The sequence below is a fragment of the Xenorhabdus sp. SGI246 genome (assembly GCF_040838225.1).
GTDB classification, from domain to species: domain Bacteria; phylum Pseudomonadota; class Gammaproteobacteria; order Enterobacterales; family Enterobacteriaceae; genus Xenorhabdus; species Xenorhabdus indica.
Genome location: NZ_JBFPEZ010000041.1, coordinates 24,909 through 41,055 on the forward strand (window position 1 = coordinate 24,909; position 16,147 = coordinate 41,055).

A 16,147-nucleotide genomic window follows, 5' to 3' on the forward strand; every position below is an offset into this window, starting at 1 on the left:
TAAGTTGCATTATAGAGCAGTAACCATCTACAATGGAGCCATTCTCAACACATGGGGTAAATCATGTCAGACTGGCGTACAAATCCTAGACAGGGGAGAAGTCAATTTTTGCCGTTACTGGACGAAATAAAAAAGCGTCTAACTCTCGGTGAAACTATTAAGATGATTTTTGAATCATACCCTGAACTTAAAATGAGCTATCCACAGTTCACACGTTATATAAAGAAATACTGCGTAGATGAAAGTAAATTGGTGACTCATAAAACAAGATCCAAGAAATCAGTTAACAAAGTCGAATCGATGGTAGTACCACCAGTAGAAGCAGTGCGAAAGTCAGTAAAAAATCCTGCTGATTTAAAAAGGCTGAGAAACCAATACATTGACTTAGAAGAACTCAAAGACTCACTAGGAGATAAAAATGAAAGTAGCGATTCTTAACTATCCAGGGACTGTTGGTAAAACTACCCTTGCCGCACATTTACTGTCACCAAGAATGAATAATGCGCCAATCTTTGCCATTGAATCAATCAATGAAACAGCAGAAGGGTTAGGAGTTGACGTTGAAAAGATGAACGGAAATAAATTCCGTGATCTGTTCAAAAAAATATTGCTTGAAGATTATGCTATCGTTGATGTTGGTGCATCAAACATCGAAGACTTCATGAATAACATGATCAAGTTCGATGATTCTCATAAAGAGTTCGATTTTTTTATCATTCCTGTCACATCTGGTACTAAAGAGCAAAAAGAGACAATATTAATGTTGGATACACTCGCAAGTATCGGCATTCCGCAAGAAAAAATAAAAATAGTTTTCAATAGAGTTGATTGTGATGTTGATGAAGAATTTCCGTTCATTTTAGCCCGTCATAAAAAAGAAAAAAGCTTTACACTAAATAAAGAGTGTGCAATTTTCGAAAATGAATTATTTGATGCGCTATCAATTAAAGGTTTAACAGTTGACGCTTTGCTTTCTGATACAACTGACTATAAATCTCTGTTGAAAAATAATAAGGATGCAAGCACTAAAGAACGTAACACTTGGGCTGATATGTTTGGATTAAAATCACTAGCTAAAGGAGTGAAGCGTAATCTTGATGATGTTTACACTAATCTATTCTGAGGAACTATATGCAAGATGAAGAAAGAATCCCCAGAACAGCTCGTGACGCATTAATAATTGAACTTCTGGGTGATCTAGGTATTGTCCACGACAAGATAAAAAATTTACCAGAAGATATCGATAAAGCTATAAGTGGGTCACTTAATCTTGTAGCAAAAGCCGTAGAAGATGCGGAGAATACCGCATCTTTGCTGGCAAAAGGTATCGATACAAAAAAAGAATCAGTAATTAAAGATATTGACACAGCAGTTAAAAACTGCCTCGATAAACATGCTGCTAAAACCTTTTCTGATATGGATGAAAAGGTCAAATCTTTACAGCATAAAATTAATAGCTTTGATTTAACCGACCCTAAAGGACGCCGCTTATCATTTATTCTTGCTACGACAATAGTTTTGATAACCATCTTCTCAGGAGTTGCTATATACGGTGTATATACCGGAGCAAATTATAGAATAGATGAACTTAATCGAATTATTTCTGCTCAAGAAAAAAAGGAGAGAAGAGGGCTTTCAGCTCTATCACCACAAGCAAAAGAACAATATAAATCAGCAACACAAAGTACGCCATCCAATTGATCCCCCAAAATTAGCAGGTAAAAAAAACCTGCTAATTTTTTTCTTCTTCATTTCCTCATACCAATTACCTACCAACGATAACAACATATTATTCTTGTCTCCGACCGTCAAACTCCTGAGCCGCTATAATATCCGTGCGATTGGTTCGCTTCGCTCACGGCTTAGCAGGGTGTAGGGTAACGCCCGCCTAAACACCCTGGCGGGCTGTTGTCACTGCTCCCTGGAAAGTCCCCTCTTTGTATCGGCGGTTCAACTCCAGTGTCCTCGGTTGCTTCTGTGAGCCGCCTTCCATGCGCTGCGCGCATAAAAACCAGTGATTTCTAAATATTACCGTAGTATCTTTTATAAACATTTAACCAAATTCAGGACATAGAATCGACCATCTACAACATTTGACGTTCTGGTGGGTGGCAAAAGATGTCTAAGGTGAACTCTAGAACGGTATATCATCTGATAAATCCATCGGTGGTTCATTGTTAGACGGAGCCGGTGCACTCTGTTGTGACTGCGCCCCCTTCCCTCCAGCCGAAGCACTTGAATCTCCCCCCTGACGGACACCAAGCATTTGCATCGTCCCACCGACATTTACCACTATTTCCGTTGTATAGCGATCCACTCCGCTTTGCTGGTCTTGCCATTTCCGCGTCTGCAAAGCCCCTTCAATATAGATCTGCGAACCTTTACGGAGGTACTCTCCCGCAATTTCTGCCAGCTTCCCGAAGAGCACAACCCGGTGCCATTCCGTTTTCTCTTTTGTTTCACCTGTTTGCTTATCACGCCAAGACTCCGAAGTAGCCAGCGTGATGTTAGCAACCGCCCCCCCATTAGGCATATATTTAACTTCTGGATCTGCTCCTAATTTACCAATAAGAATGACTTTATTTATACCGCGAGACGCCATTTTATTTCCTCTTATTATTGAATACAGGGGTGATTGAACCATCTTTTCCAAGCTGTAAAGTAGCGTCAAATTTCTTACCCGCCTTAGTCTTAAACCCTTTTATTTCTCTCGTTTTTCCTTTGTTCAAAAGGTCAGAAATTTGAGTAACAGTGAGTGCTTTATTAAATTGAGTTCCCCATACAACGTATTTGCAGTTTTCATTGCTACAGTTGCAGGCTTTCGAGTTTAATTTCATTTTTGAGCTACATTTAGGGCAATTGGCCTCAAAATTCTGAGCGGTAAAATCTGGTTGGCCATTGCGATCTGGTACAGCATTGCGACATTCAGGATAGTTATTGCATCCCCAGAAAGCACCGTTCTCGCTTTTGCGGCGTACATAACGTCCACTACAATCACAAGGGTACACCGTTACTTTCAGGCCGGAGACGTCTACATTTTCTACCTGGAAAGCTACGAACTTTTCCAGTTCATCCAAGAAGTTGTCCACTTCGAGTTCACCTATTTCTATCATTTTTTGCTGTTCGTGCCACAGAGCTGTCATGTCCGGCGTGGTCATGATTGGCGGCAAAGCCTGAATAAATGACAAGCCCAATGGACTCGGTATCACCTTCTTTTTATCAATGAAAAAAAAGCCTCGCTCCTGTAAGAGAGTTAAGATAGCTCCCCGTGTAGCCGGTGTTCCTATGCCACCTTGTTCCTGATCGTCCTTTCCTTCATCCCTGTCTAACAGGAGCTGCTTAATCCGCGGGTCTTCAACATATCGAGCTACGCGCCGTAGATCTTCGAGCAGAGAAGCGATGGTATAAAGAGGCGGAGGGGTTGTTTTCTCTCGCTTACTATCGACACCGGCACATTCAAGAACATCACCCTCGTTGAGTTTAGCTAGCTCATCAAAAACACCTCCGTTGTCCTGTTCTTCGCTTTCATCTTTATCAGTGAGAAGTGCTGACCAGCCAGGCACAGTGTTACGAATGGCTCTCTTTCTGAATTGATTCCCTGCAATGTCAAATTCAGCCAGCGCCGATTTAAAGCCCTTTTCAGGCAGGAACTGAGCAAGATACTGCTCGACAATCGCCCTGTAGACCTTTTGCTCATCACCAGTTAAAGAATTAACATCGATCTGTTTGGCTGTCGGGATAATGGCCGTATGTGCTGTTATTTTGCTGTCATTAAAGGCACGACCTTTCTTCGCACTGTCAGTCTGTTCAAAGAATTTTGATAACTCCGGGAACGTACCAGATATTGCACTGAGCGTTTGGGGAGCTTCTACGAATTGCTCTGTAGACAAATAGCGGCAATCAGAGCGGTTGTATGTGATTGCTTTGTACTTTTCGCGTAAATCCTGAGTGATTTTCAGCGTTTTTTCAGGGCTAAAGTCATACAGACGGCTCATTTTTGCCTGGAGATCAAGAAGTGCAAATGGCAACGGAGCTGCTTTGGTCTTATCTTCCACTTTCGTGCTGATAACATTGGCATTTTTGCCTCGGCACAATTCTACTAATTCCTGCGCGTAACCTTCCTGAATAATACGCCCTTTATCGTCCACGGGGGCATCCTCCGGTACGACCAAAGGTGCCGGAATAGTCATGTTTGTACCGGTGATTGTCGCCTGAACTTGCCAGTACCAAGATTCTTTGTGATTCTGATTGGCTATATATCGCCGGACAATCATCCCCAGAATAGGGGTCTGTACCCGGCCAACAGAAATAATCTCGTTATGCCCCTTTTCTCTTCCTGCAATCGTATAAGCGCGTGTAACCTGGATGCCGTACAAATAATCAGCTACATTCCGTGCGTAAGCCCTTTTATAAAGTCCAGTAAAATCGGCGTTATCACGCATATTACGCAGTGCCTTACGTGCCGTTTCCAGATTCAGGTCATTGATGAGCAGCCGCTTAACTGGCGAGGTATTGCAGCAATACTGCAATACTTCATCGACAATAAGCTGCCCTTCTTCATCCGGATCTCCAGCATGGACAATTTCATCAGCCTGAGAAATTAACCGAGCAAGTACCGCAAACTGATCAGCCGTTTTGTCATGAATAACTTGTTTCACCGGGCGCAGCTTCATTGGCAATGTTTCCCGCCGCCATTCTTTATAGGCTGAGTTATATTCTTCCGGTGGAGCTATTTTAAGTAAATGTCCGACACAATAAGAGACAACATCATCACCACACTTAATATAGCCCTCTTTGTGTTCATGATTACCCAAAGCCTGAGCAATGACCTGTGCCAAATTTGGTTTTTCTGCGATAAATAAACGCATTTTATATTTCCCTTTTAATTTATGTGTGAAAGCTTGAACAATCCATAAGGCGCGTCAGGAACTTTTATAATCACAATTTCACCCTGCCATATTTTCTCAAAACCTTTTCAATGTACTGACTTACATCGTAGGCATCGGGGCATTCCTTATGTAAAAAATTTTTCCTAGCATCAAAAGTATGGTTAGGAAGAAATGAGCCACGTTTTTTCTTCACGATATTAAAAAAGTCTCTTTCCGGCTTACTGCACTCATTACTCGATGAACCCTTCATCTTTCCCCACAGGCATAAAGTCACTTTGCATGGGTCGTCGGCTAAAGCTGTCGTTGTATATAAAGAACAGAATAATAGGCATACTGCGTAAATTGTTTTTCTTTTCATCACTTTTATCCTTTTGATTGCAGATAGGCACAGGCTATATTTAATTAATTAAAATTAATAGGGTTCTTATGCCATAAAAACCAAGAACACAGAGAATAATAAAATTATAGTTTATATATGTTATTTAGATGTATGAAATTAATATTTCAATATGGGAGTTTTTTATTTTTATCTTTTGTTTCTTAAATATCAATGATATTTATTTTTTTTGATTAAGAACAATGGTTTTATTAAATCCCTACGCCAAGAATATAATTTATTCTCTATTATTTTATAACACACTTTGAATACCTAATGGCTGCCAGTCAAAATCAAATATCGCGCATAAACTTTTTTAGCATATTTCATTCGAAGTGGAGCATTAGCATTTTTGAATCCAGAGTTATATGCGCCGACTGATTCCCAATTAATCCCGTTTGCCGAAATATTACTGGCAAGTATCCACGCTCCTACATGTATATTTTGACAAGGATTTTCCAGTAACATTCTACGGGTAATCCCCATACTCTCTAGCTTAGGAAACCATGAGGAATTAATTTGCATTAACCCGACATCCTCGCTGATTATTTTATCATTTTCTTTATTGTATCCAATATCCCCCGGATTCATATTACTCTCCACCTCAGCGATAGCAATAAGCAGGCGGTGGTCAATTAGGAATTTTTCAGCGGCCAAATTAAAACAACTTTTATAATTGTTGAATGAGGATTTTGGCGTTGCAAAACTGAAAAGTGGTATTAAAAAAAAAGAAACTACAACAATTCGGATAAATTGCATATTTGATATCCTGAAAAGATGAAGTACACAACCGTTATAAGAGGAACTTTTTGAAGCCAACGAGTTAAAAGCAAGGTAAACAATAATACTAACAGCATCATTCCCGTTGCATACTCTGGTAATATCATCATACCAATTGATGGGAATAAATAGTAATCGCCAGAGGCGATCCACTTTTCTCTCTTAATAATATAACCATAAGCACTTAGAAATAATGCAGGGGCAACAAATAACACGGAGGCGTATAGTGAAGAAGACACATCTTCCAAGTGTAATGAATAAACAGAAATCCCCAATAATAGATATATAAAGATATCTGGTATCCATCTGCTACTGAGATCTGAGTACCCAACAATGGCAAGCAGAAAGCAATACACCGAAAGCAGTATGTCATTTGACAGAAAATAAATTAATACTGGCAATAGAAACATCAACATAGAAATAAGTGGAAAAATTCCAACATTGTCATTTTCTTCTTTCAATTCTTTATATTGTTGCAGTGTGTTTTTCTTTATCCTCAGATAGATAATAGGAAAAATGAGTGAAATTATATACGAAAACACACACATAAGTGCCATGTATAAAATCATATTTATCTCACATAAACAATATAGTTTGTAGGAATAAATGATGGCTTATTTAGTTTCCCGGATAATGTTGTAATTGATGTATCGTCAGAGAACCCCACCCATGCACTATAATCAGTTCTTCTCATTATTTCGGACAATACACCGCTTGCTGATGGCATAAAGATATAACCGGTTCCTGAGCTAATGTACATTCTTATTGAACTATCAACAGGCAGCCATGAAGGTAACGAGACAGAGTTTGTCACATCGCCATTAGCCCCCCCATTTGCTAAATAATAGGCGTCAAACGCAGAAGTATAACTAAGGAACAACGAAGCCTTATTTAGCTTTAAGGTTTCATTGTATTCCTCTCTTCCTCCAAATAAATTTTGGTAGAAAACAATAAACAACATACAAAGAATCACAATTAACCATGATTTCATTTAGGCATCCTTAGTCTTTTATAGATGATTGTCACAAGACAATATATTGATACTTATATCAACGACAACAAGTGATGACATAAGCAGATTCCCTTCCCTGATGACCTACAAACTGAAGACCCGCAGCATACCAACCAACAGGACAACGATATTCATTAAAATCACGCCCGCCCCAGTTCCCCATTTTCGTACATCGGTTTTGTCTTAGGGTTGCTTCTGTTTTTGTCCATCTCCCAGACTGGCAGAAAAGTGTTGCTCCGGCTGCATCACGCCCCAGCAATCCGTTTGGTGAGCAAGCCGCCCCAGCGGTAGCTATACCATTTATTTGCAAAAATTCATTTGCCGTCATACGCCCATTGGATTGGATTGTCCCCGCCTGAACCTGACCGCCTGTGTATATTGACTTATCCTGATAGGCACGTATCCAAGTGTTGTCACTCATGTACAACCCACCTCCCCATTTCTCACTATACCAACCCGTATCACCCGTTGTTCTAAACCATCCTCCAGTAACAGTTTCTCCCGTAGTACGGGTAGTCTCAGAATTAACAGTCGTTGCGGTGACAGTCGTTGCGTTCGTATTAGTGGAATTAAGCGTGGTCGTAGTTGTTGTTGCGATATTTGTGATGTTATTACCGCCCATATTGAGCGATGTACTCATAGTATTCAGTTCTGGATGGCCAGGAACTGCTTTACGGTAAAGATAATCACTAATGTTGACGCCATTCTCGTAAAATCCAGCGATAACTACGCTCCCATCACCGGGGTTATACCCGCCAAAAGAGGATAAGTTCATAGTCCAGCTTCCTAACGCCCCTTGTGCCACGTTGCCATCAATGATCCCACCATCAGCACCGATGCCAATGGCGATTTTTCTGGCTAAATTTTTTGATAGCTTTACGCCCCCATTAAGAAAAGTCATAGAGTTTAATTTATGGGTTATCGGTTCAAATACGCGCGTCTGGTATGTCGCAGAAAACCCATTTTGTGCAGAAAATCCCGATGGCAAGTAACCGGCAGAAATCAACTCCGGTACACCAAAAATATAAGGTGTCGTAGCTGTAGCTGTGGCAGCAATCGTATCATGGTTGTCTTTAATATAAATATTTACGGCTTGCTGTACTCGCTTAGCATGGGTTGCTGCCACAGTGGCTCTAGTCTGATCAATCATCCAGCTACTCAGTGGAATGATAATTACTGCCAGTACAATAAGAAAAAGTCCAACAGCAATCACTGCATCGCTGATCTGTGCGACACCTTTTTTCATGGTCATATTTCCTTAAAGGGTATAGGCAATAGCATTAAATTCATCTGCAAGCGCTTTATAATTTCCTTGCATTATTTTTGATTTTATCGCCTGATTTTGAGCGCAATTAACCAAGTTATAGGCGTTGATATCAATATCACGCCCAATGATAACTCCTTCTCTTAATATCGGCGTCATTTTCTGATGTGCGATAATATAGAGAGTATTTGCAATATGTTGTCCCGCGTTTGGGTTGACCTCTTCACAGAACATCACATAGCGTTCTATGGCCTCAAACACCGACGAGGCGTGTATGGTCGATACAACAAACATCGTGAGAGAAGCCTTTAAAACTTCGTGTGCCGTTTGACCGTCACGTATCTCACCTAGCAGTAAACATGAAGCGCCCGTTCGCCACGCTTTTTTGGTTGCTGATGAGTAGGTTTCATCCTGCCCTACTTCAAGTTGCATACAACGCCCCTCCCCATGTCTCCCATTCAGTAACGTTTCTATGGGATCTTCTATAGAAACGCCAAAACTCGCTGTGGTTTCAATTCTATGGCGAAGAACTGAGGCAGCAGTCGTCGTTTTCCCACAGCACATTTCGCCAGCGATCAAGCAAAGGCCGGTTGCCCCAGAATATGCTACAGAACGTCTTAGATGCGTGGTAAAGGGAATATCACTGAATTGGACGTTACTTGCGGGAGTTTGACGAATAACAAAACTTACGCCATCAAATATATTGCAAATAACAGTAATCCGATAAAGTCGGGTGTCATATTGTATGGAAAATTCGGTCTTATGAGTGCTGATATAAATTTCGTTGCATTTATTTTTAAGTGAATCGGCATCTTTCCGGTAGACGTCAGGTAAATCTACCAAAAATGCGGCAACTCCTTGCAGCCCTTTAACCTCGGCAAACCCATCACCAATATATAAATCAATAAAACTAAGCTCTCTTAATGTATTCATTTTTCAACCTGAATTCATGCCCTGTTATCCGGGCATGAATTATTATGTTTACGTTATGATTTGGTTGTAAATGTGACGCTATTGCTATCAGTCGTACAGGCGGAAGTAGCCATTACAGCGGTGACTTCACCCGTGAAAGACTGAGAGTTAATTTTTGTTGATGCCATTTCAGAAGTCCCTAACTTCTGTGCCAGATTGATACAATCCTTATTGGATAACATGGTATCAGTAATAGAAAAGCCGACACCTGCACCTTTTACAATAATCTCTCCACCTGAACGATTGTTGATAGTGTTTCCCGAAAATGAAACGCTGCTGGGTAATGCACCGGCATTAATTAAAGCCTGGTTATAATCGGATGTTCCATAACCACTGCTTGCCCGCATATTTTTAGTTTCGTTGATCAGGTTGCTGATTAATGTCACTTCATTTGCAGCATAAAATTTAGTGTATCCCACATAAGACAGCGCCATTACCACCGCAATAATAACCAGAGTAATGCCGATTGATACAACAGAATCAGTAATATTAGCTATACCACGTTTCATGTTCTTCAAAATATATCCTTAAAAAAATGAGTTTAAATTTTTACAAAGAGCATAGAGTACAAGAATAATCCAAACGGCTAGGGGTTATTTTGGAATTTCGTCATATTCATAATTTTAATATCTGTATTCTTTATCTCCGTTATTCATTGAGTATTTTTAGTGGAAAAAGACTTGTTGAATTAAATAAAATATAATTAAAATGAGATTTCGTCATATTCATAATTTTAATATCTGTATTCTTTATCTCCGTTATCCATTGAATACTTTTAGTGGAAAAATGCTTGTTGAATTAAATCAGACATAATTAAGATGAGTAATGTAATTGAACCTGCACAACCAAAATAGCCTAATATTCTAAGTAAGTCCCCTGCTCGCTCTACAGAACTAACCGTCTTATCCAGCCATTTACCGGCAAAGCGTTTAAGAGAGCCTTCTTCATTAGCAGTTTCAAAAAGACTCTGCATTTTGATAATGGCATCTTCACCGGGAAATTCGTAACCGGTAGCATCCAGCGCTGTACCCAAATTTTTCTCACCTGATTCGATAGCCCTCAACGTGGATTCCAGTCGTTCCAACAACCAAGGCGATTTACACGTTTCCACCATGTTGTTGATTGCCGTTTCCATCGGTATGCCCGCGGAAAGCATGGCATTAACATTAAGGATAAATGTGGCTCCGTGAAGACGTCGGTAAATTGAATAAGGAGGAAGTCTGTCAAAGAAGAAGCGCAGGTTCCCCGTCCATAACGACAGTGATTTATATACTGAGAAAATAAGCAATATGATGAAGCCAAGTATCACATACCAGTACTCCGTCACTACCACGTAAAAATACCAGACCCCCAACTGAAGAACATTCCACTTTTCGAGCGGAATATTTTGTTTAAGAACAGGGACAAGCAACACACAGAACATGATGACAATACTGAAAGACAATGCAAACATATATGTCATTATCATTAATGATGATTTGATTGAGCGCAGTATTTTGTCTGAACCTTCCGCAATGAACATCGCATTTAAAAATCCGTCTGCAACTCTGCCTGCCACATCACACGATTCGATGATGCTTAATTCCTGTTCTGGTATCCACTCTTTCAATGACTCGGAAAGAGAGAATCCGGCCTTTAAATTTTGACTACATTCTGTGAGAATTTTTCCGATTGGACTACCAGGGTTTTTTCCTCGCCTTGTGTAGTTATCGATAAGTTTATTAAACGTGTCTTGCGCACTCACACCATCCAGTAGATACTGCCTAAAGTTATCATATATCTCTATTCGGTCGGAGGCACTGAACGTTTTAAGATAAATATAACGCTCAAAATTATTCATTAAATTTGACATCCCGATCTAGGTTACAAATTTTCTTATGCGCCATCACGGGATCTACCATACCTTGATTAATCAGGTTGGTTATATTCTCACATAATGTCTCACCCCCGTTTTCACGCCAGTATTTCCATGCTGAAAACTTTCCTTCCTTTTCATACAGAGACATAAATCTGTAATCGGTTTCTATGACCTCAAATACCCCAGTACGACCTTTAATACCCGTGTGCTCACATTCGCCACAGCCATTATCATTCCGAAGATAGATAGCTTCCTGATAGGTATGTTCCTCTATCAACGCCTGCAACTCTGTCTCAATTTCTGCTTTATATTCTGAGTAGGGCTTTTTACAGGCCGGACATAACAACGGGGTTAGACGTAAACCAATCAAGCAGGTTATTAATGTTGCATCCGTGAGTAGATCCTGCTCTACACCAAAGCGGCGCAGGCGCTGAATAATATCTATTGGATGACTGGTGTGTATCGTGGTAATCACGTTATGACCTGTTTGTGCCGCTTCAATCACACCGGTTGCGGAAGTGCTGTCGCGCACTTCACCGATATAAATAAAATCCGGGTCAAGACGCATCAGGTTTGAAATAGCTCGCCCCCATGCTTTCCCCATTAACTGCCGATCACTACGATCAGCAATGATTAGGGGAGTCTGTACCGCGCCACGAATAGGTGACTCAATAGGATCTTCGACAGTGACAAGGTTTATACCTGAATTATCGCGGGTAACACTCTCGGCCATACACTGCGAAAGCGTAGATTTTCCGTGTCCCGTCGGCCCACTCGAAAAAATCACCCCAGAAGGTTTCGACAATACCCTGCGGATAGCTGAGGACTGCTTTACGGTCAGACCTAAAGACTCTAATTCTAATTGCTGTTTACGCTTCGTAATCAGCCGTACAACAGCCAAGAGCGTTCCAGCACTACCCGGACGGCTTGCAAAACGGCCGGTACTCAAACCGAAGTCGGACACGAATTCTTCTTTTATTCGGGCATCACAGGGTTCGTTATAGCTCAAAGTCCCCATACTCTGTTCTGTACTCATCGTATTGAACAGCGTCTGCACAATCTTTTTTCCATTTTCCGCAGACTCTTCAAATTGCGGGATATTTCGTTTTATTCCGTCAATTCTGAACGCCACCTGAAAGTAAGAAGAGTCGATACGAAAATGTATATCCGACGCTCGCAGTTCAACAGCTTTCTTTATGATACTGATAACCGTATTTTGTGCTTCACTCTCATTCTTCTGTGAAGGTGTACTGGTTGTATCAAATGCATCAGATAATTTTGCTATTTCTTCACGTGTCACCCAATTAATCGCTGGCCTGAAATTTTTTTTCCGCAAGTTTTTTGTTAAGTCGAAAAACAGAGGGTTTCCCGTCAGTTTATCCAGCACAAATAACTGATAGGAATCTTCTTCATTATTTTTTAAAAGTCTGACACTATTCTTAACTTCTTCTGACAGGTTTATTCCCTCTAAAACGTGATAAATATTAACTAAGCTATGGGTTTGTTCAGAGTATTGCATTTGCCACTCCTTAATTGAGTACCTGTGTGCGTTGTGTGGAAATATTTTTTATCTTTACGCCACTTAAGCCTATGCTTAATACCTGCCAGGTTCCTCCCGGCAGCATGTAACCGGGACTGACAGTCGTTGTGTTACCCTCAGACAGGCTGATAACAGCCTTCTTTCCGTTAATTTTTACCAACTGTGGAAACAGGGCAGCGGTTGACGTCTGTATGCCCCCGCCATTGGATGTTGAGTACGGGTTACCGGGAGTCATGGACATTCCTGAATCATAATCATGCCCTTCAGCATCAGCTTTAGCTCTATTGAGTGCGGCTTTTGCTTCGTACAAAACTCTCTGTTTTTGAAGATTATCTAAATCCCAGACCGTCCCGGTTTCTGCACATGCACCAAATGTCATAAGCAACAAAGTAGCAAGAATCTTATTAACGTATGCCATACACTGACCCCGATATTTTATAGATGACTGAACCCTGATCTTGTCCGATTTCATAGATGATGCTGTTAATCCTGATCCCAGTGTAATCCTCACCTTTAAATACAAGCTGAGGTGGCACATGGGTTTCAACATGGAAGGTGTATTCTTTCCAGTCCTGTAGTGGTAAATCCTCTCCTTCTTCATTTTTCGTTATGTCCTTAATCGAAACCTCAGTCAGAGAAGCCGATATATTCACAGACTGAAATAATGAGATAACCTTTAGCAATTGCTGCCCCATGTTTTGCATGGGATCATCACCGTTCGGATGTAATTTATGCGCAATACTCAACGCCGACATTGAGGTTTGCGTAACATTAAAATCGGGTTCTGTACCATAGATTTTTCTTACAGCTTTAACGAATTCTTCTGACGTCACAGCAGAATTATCCGGCCTGTTGAAATTAGCGCTCATTCCTTCTTGGCTACATTTCACCATTGCAAGCGTCCAACCTGCGATGGAGATAGGTAGTTTTCTTAATCCCTTTTCGCAACCTTGCAAAAACACAGGTATTGAAGAAGATGTTATCCAGGGATGCTTCATCTTATCCAAGGCAGCCTTATATCTTGCTTTTTTATTTATTTCCTCCTGTTTCAATAGCATAGATTGAATAGCGGCTCTTTTTATCCTGTCCTGCTCATCAAAATAATGAAGAATAAAAAATACAGTCACACCCGACATCACCAACGCAGCAGTAAAACCGATTAACTGGCCTTTAGTCATTCCCCAGTTCAGGGGCTTAAGCCGAAAATCCTTGCTCATATTAGGAGGTTTTAATAGCGCTTTAAAATCCAGAGACTCAGTAATCCAAGTAAACAGCGCCGGATCACCATAAACAGGGATACTAATATCTTGCTGATTTCCACGAAGCTCCTGCTTCAAATCCAGTACAACTTGCTTGATATCCTTTCCGGTATGGATCGTATCTGAAATAGGGTGAATTGAGCCTTTCTCAGTACGACCAACCAGGGTATATTCTTTCTCATTGTTCTTATTTTGACCTAACGGGATTACGGCAATACAGCAACCTTTTAGCAAGGAGGCTAAGGCAACAATGAGTGAGTAATGACCACGCAATTTTTGTCGGGTTTTGGGGGCAAAACCAGCCTGTGGCGATGCGTCAACGTTACGAATAGCAACAACATCGAGATTACGCGCTTTTCCTATTTTCTTCACTTCTTTCATGAAATTTCGTTGAGCCTTGATCGTTTCCCATTCAAGACCAACAACAAAACGATAATGATTAATAGTCAAAATACGAATTGGGGTTTCCTTTATAGCGCTGTCGATGTTTTTCCTTTTTATTTTCTGTCTAGCGTACATATGGCGTCACCGTAATTACAAAAATTTGTTTAGATTTCGCTCCGGACAATGCCCCACCCAATAAAATATTGTGGGGTGAACCTATACCTTGCCTGTTTGAGTTGTTTATATTTTGCTCAAAGCCAGACATGATTAATGTTTGGCCTGGTTTAAGCCATACACGCTGTTGTAGTGAGCGGGTATCAATATCCGGGGCTTCAATCTTTTGAGTATCTGACGTTATTGTGCGAATTTGTTTAAGGCTGGAGATATCCATAAACATATTAAGCATCAGGCGATCAGAGCCTTTCAGTATCTTTGGTAAGATCGTGATATTTGTGCCGGTAGTAACACTGCCAGGCATCAGTGATTGAGAAGGAACCGTCGCATCACCTTTCGCGTAAGCCGTTGTAGTCACATCTTTAAGATAAGTCGTTTGTTGTCCAACTAATACAGGTGCAGCCGCCATATTAGTCGTCATGATCGTGCTGGTCTTCACATCAGATACTTGTGCCTGTTTAGAGAGTGCATCAAGCAGGAACGATGAACCTGCAAACTGAGCAGCGTAACCTGTTGCCGTATCGAGCACATTAACTCCCCCTGAAATAGCGTCACTGGACATCCCGCTATTCGTATTCGCCAGTGAGATACCGTATTTCCCATTCAAAGACTTCCAGACCAGACTCCAGTCTATGCCGACCATATCACTTACATCCGTATTCACTGTGTAGGTAACCACTTTAAGGATTACCTGGCGGCTTAGAGCATTATTTTCGTCTTCAAGGTATTCCCCGATACGGCTGACAACATCCGGTACATCCGTCACCATCAAAGTGCCGGTTGTTGCATTAAGACTGAGACGACCAACTCCAGGCGTTAACATGCTCTGTACGGTTTCTTTCAGGTCCTTATAAAGAGCGTTCTCCATTTCCACCGTTGATGACATGGTAGAACCGCCTGAGCCTGATACTCCGGTGCTGGAGCTACCACCACTACCGCTACTATCAGTGCCGGTAGCATTGGACAGACCGCTTATTACCGCACCTTTAAGTGCATATTTAGCATCGGCTGGCTGTATATCAAACCGTTTCGTTTCAAGGTAATAGAACACTACATTTCCGTTGTCGTATTTCCATGAAATACCTAGCCGACCCGAAACGAGATCAAGAAGGCCACCCAGCGTCCCTGAATAACTAACATCAGTAATAGTACGTGCAATGGCAGCAATTGAAACGGTGTCATTTCCGTTAGCTTCAGCGCCAAACATAGCCAGAGGCTTCATTTCGTTGCTGTTAATGACAGGCGACGGCACAGAGGACAAACGTTGAGTTTTTGAACCCTTTTCAGCGCCAGTGTTGAGGTATGAAGCAGCATCAGGAGTGACGCGGATACGAAGACGACATTGTTCACTGATATCCTGGCTAAACTGAAAAATATCCTGTGGCCTGACTGCCTTATAAATAACCTGGCAATTAACCACCGGTCGGGGAGCATCATATTTAGGCTTTGGCAGTGGGGTTGGGTTGATATACTGACCGTTCTGGAACTGAACTATCGGATAATTATCTTCCATTTTTTGTATCAACGAAGAGGCTTTGTTTTCTGTTTCTTCGGCATCTTTCTTAACTTCATTCATTCGTTGCATCGCGCAGCCAGAAAGCATTAAAGCTGCAATAATAATTGACAGTGTTGTTTTCAT

At 41.1% G+C, this 16,147-nt stretch carries 17 protein-coding genes; 3 read left to right on the forward strand and 14 right to left on the reverse strand.

Features of this window, described 5'->3' with window-relative positions:
- Positions 1 to 63 precede the first annotated feature (63 nt).
- Genes ABLA85_RS10530 through ABLA85_RS10540 form a run of 3 tightly spaced genes read left to right on the forward strand, consistent with a single transcriptional unit; the run spans position 64 to position 1,701 of the window.
- Entirely contained in the window at positions 64 to 438 is a 375-nt protein-coding gene (locus tag ABLA85_RS10530) for a hypothetical protein (RefSeq protein WP_367963854.1), read from the forward strand.
- Positions 419 to 1,123, forward strand: a complete 705-nt coding sequence (gene stbB / locus ABLA85_RS10535) for a StbB family protein (protein WP_367963856.1) — start codon at positions 419 to 421, stop codon at positions 1,121 to 1,123. The genes ABLA85_RS10530 and stbB overlap by 20 nt, the downstream gene beginning before the upstream one ends.
- An 8-nt stretch (positions 1,124 to 1,131) precedes the next feature.
- Complete coding sequence (locus ABLA85_RS10540) at positions 1,132 to 1,701, forward strand: hypothetical protein (protein WP_367963858.1); 570 nt, start codon at positions 1,132 to 1,134, stop codon at positions 1,699 to 1,701.
- A 433-nt stretch (positions 1,702 to 2,134) separates the two neighbouring features.
- On the opposite strand, the gene ABLA85_RS10545 is transcribed toward ABLA85_RS10540, so the two are convergent.
- The 14 genes from ABLA85_RS10545 to ABLA85_RS10610 form a co-directional block, all read right to left on the reverse strand.
- Positions 2,135 to 2,602 carry a single-stranded DNA-binding protein gene (locus ABLA85_RS10545; RefSeq protein ID WP_367963860.1) on the reverse strand — a complete coding sequence of 156 codons (468 nt, stop codon included), beginning with the start codon at positions 2,600 to 2,602 and terminating at the stop codon, positions 2,135 to 2,137.
- A 1-nt stretch (position 2,603) separates the two neighbouring features.
- Positions 2,604 to 4,868 (reverse strand): DNA topoisomerase 3, encoded by a 2,265-nt coding sequence (locus ABLA85_RS10550; RefSeq protein WP_367963862.1) that lies wholly within the window; start codon positions 4,866 to 4,868, stop codon positions 2,604 to 2,606.
- A 70-nt stretch (positions 4,869 to 4,938) separates the two neighbouring features.
- Complete coding sequence (locus ABLA85_RS10555; RefSeq protein ID WP_367963864.1) at positions 4,939 to 5,247, reverse strand: TrbM/KikA/MpfK family conjugal transfer protein; 309 nt, start codon at positions 5,245 to 5,247, stop codon at positions 4,939 to 4,941.
- 291 nt (positions 5,248 to 5,538) lie between these two features.
- A complete protein-coding gene (locus tag ABLA85_RS10560; protein WP_367963866.1) occupies positions 5,539 to 6,024 on the reverse strand; it encodes a lytic transglycosylase domain-containing protein in 486 nt (161 codons plus the stop codon).
- Positions 6,000 to 6,614: a prepilin peptidase gene (locus ABLA85_RS10565; RefSeq protein WP_367963869.1), complete on the reverse strand. Its 615-nt coding sequence runs from the start codon at positions 6,612 to 6,614 to the stop codon at positions 6,000 to 6,002. Before ABLA85_RS10565 ends, ABLA85_RS10560 begins: the two co-directional genes overlap by 25 nt.
- A gap of 2 nt (positions 6,615 to 6,616) precedes the next feature.
- Complete coding sequence (pilM, locus tag ABLA85_RS10570) at positions 6,617 to 7,036, reverse strand: type IV pilus biogenesis protein PilM (protein ID WP_367963871.1); 420 nt, start codon at positions 7,034 to 7,036, stop codon at positions 6,617 to 6,619.
- Between the two features lie 58 nt (positions 7,037 to 7,094).
- On the reverse strand, positions 7,095 to 8,303 hold the full coding sequence (gene pilV, locus ABLA85_RS10575) for a shufflon system plasmid conjugative transfer pilus tip adhesin PilV (protein ID WP_367963874.1): 1,209 nt from the start codon (positions 8,301 to 8,303) through the stop codon (positions 7,095 to 7,097).
- 12 nt (positions 8,304 to 8,315) lie between these two features.
- The gene (locus ABLA85_RS10580; protein ID WP_367963876.1) at positions 8,316 to 9,254 is read right to left on the reverse strand and encodes an ATPase, T2SS/T4P/T4SS family; all 939 of its coding nucleotides are present in this window, start codon (positions 9,252 to 9,254) and stop codon (positions 8,316 to 8,318) included.
- Positions 9,255 to 9,307: 53 nt separating this feature from the next.
- On the reverse strand, positions 9,308 to 9,802 hold the full coding sequence (locus tag ABLA85_RS10585; RefSeq protein WP_340621928.1) for a type 4 pilus major pilin: 495 nt from the start codon (positions 9,800 to 9,802) through the stop codon (positions 9,308 to 9,310).
- A gap of 266 nt (positions 9,803 to 10,068) precedes the next feature.
- Positions 10,069 to 11,133, reverse strand: coding sequence for a type II secretion system F family protein (locus ABLA85_RS10590; RefSeq protein ID WP_367963879.1), 1,065 nt, complete (start codon positions 11,131 to 11,133; stop codon positions 10,069 to 10,071).
- On the reverse strand, positions 11,126 to 12,670 hold the full coding sequence (locus ABLA85_RS10595; protein WP_367963881.1) for a GspE/PulE family protein: 1,545 nt from the start codon (positions 12,668 to 12,670) through the stop codon (positions 11,126 to 11,128). Before ABLA85_RS10595 ends, ABLA85_RS10590 begins: the two co-directional genes overlap by 8 nt.
- 10 nt (positions 12,671 to 12,680) lie before the next feature.
- Positions 12,681 to 13,109, reverse strand: coding sequence for a type IV pilus biogenesis protein PilP (pilP, locus tag ABLA85_RS10600; protein ID WP_367963883.1), 429 nt, complete (start codon positions 13,107 to 13,109; stop codon positions 12,681 to 12,683).
- Entirely contained in the window at positions 13,096 to 14,469 is a 1,374-nt protein-coding gene (pilO2, locus tag ABLA85_RS10605; protein WP_367963885.1) for a type 4b pilus protein PilO2, read from the reverse strand. Before pilO2 ends, pilP begins: the two co-directional genes overlap by 14 nt.
- A complete protein-coding gene (locus ABLA85_RS10610) occupies positions 14,459 to 16,147 on the reverse strand; it encodes a PilN family type IVB pilus formation outer membrane protein (RefSeq protein ID WP_367963888.1) in 1,689 nt (562 codons plus the stop codon). Before ABLA85_RS10610 ends, pilO2 begins: the two co-directional genes overlap by 11 nt.

What these genes read in the sequence shown, in the direction of transcription:
- pilO2 (WP_367963885.1), bottom strand. Translation starts at nt 14,469, where the DNA reads ATGTACGCTAGACAGAAAATAAAAAGGAAAAACATCGACAGCGCTATA.
- ABLA85_RS10540 (WP_367963858.1), top strand. Translation starts at nt 1,132, where the DNA reads ATGCAAGATGAAGAAAGAATCCCCAGAACAGCTCGTGACGCATTAATA.
- ABLA85_RS10530 (WP_367963854.1), top strand. Translation starts at nt 64, where the DNA reads ATGTCAGACTGGCGTACAAATCCTAGACAGGGGAGAAGTCAATTTTTG.
- pilP (WP_367963883.1), bottom strand. Translation starts at nt 13,109, where the DNA reads ATGGCATACGTTAATAAGATTCTTGCTACTTTGTTGCTTATGACATTT.
- ABLA85_RS10545 (WP_367963860.1), bottom strand. Translation starts at nt 2,602, where the DNA reads ATGGCGTCTCGCGGTATAAATAAAGTCATTCTTATTGGTAAATTAGGA.
- ABLA85_RS10595 (WP_367963881.1), bottom strand. Translation starts at nt 12,670, where the DNA reads ATGCAATACTCTGAACAAACCCATAGCTTAGTTAATATTTATCACGTT.
- ABLA85_RS10560 (WP_367963866.1), bottom strand. Translation starts at nt 6,024, where the DNA reads ATGCAATTTATCCGAATTGTTGTAGTTTCTTTTTTTTTAATACCACTT.
- pilM (WP_367963871.1), bottom strand. Translation starts at nt 7,036, where the DNA reads ATGAAATCATGGTTAATTGTGATTCTTTGTATGTTGTTTATTGTTTTC.
- ABLA85_RS10550 (WP_367963862.1), bottom strand. Translation starts at nt 4,868, where the DNA reads ATGCGTTTATTTATCGCAGAAAAACCAAATTTGGCACAGGTCATTGCT.
- ABLA85_RS10610 (WP_367963888.1), bottom strand. Translation starts at nt 16,147, where the DNA reads ATGAAAACAACACTGTCAATTATTATTGCAGCTTTAATGCTTTCTGGC.
- stbB (WP_367963856.1), top strand. Translation starts at nt 419, where the DNA reads ATGAAAGTAGCGATTCTTAACTATCCAGGGACTGTTGGTAAAACTACC.
- ABLA85_RS10590 (WP_367963879.1), bottom strand. Translation starts at nt 11,133, where the DNA reads ATGAATAATTTTGAGCGTTATATTTATCTTAAAACGTTCAGTGCCTCC.
- ABLA85_RS10580 (WP_367963876.1), bottom strand. Translation starts at nt 9,254, where the DNA reads ATGAATACATTAAGAGAGCTTAGTTTTATTGATTTATATATTGGTGAT.
- ABLA85_RS10565 (WP_367963869.1), bottom strand. Translation starts at nt 6,614, where the DNA reads ATGATTTTATACATGGCACTTATGTGTGTGTTTTCGTATATAATTTCA.
- pilV (WP_367963874.1), bottom strand. Translation starts at nt 8,303, where the DNA reads ATGAAAAAAGGTGTCGCACAGATCAGCGATGCAGTGATTGCTGTTGGA.
- ABLA85_RS10585 (WP_340621928.1), bottom strand. Translation starts at nt 9,802, where the DNA reads ATGAAACGTGGTATAGCTAATATTACTGATTCTGTTGTATCAATCGGC.
- ABLA85_RS10555 (WP_367963864.1), bottom strand. Translation starts at nt 5,247, where the DNA reads ATGAAAAGAAAAACAATTTACGCAGTATGCCTATTATTCTGTTCTTTA.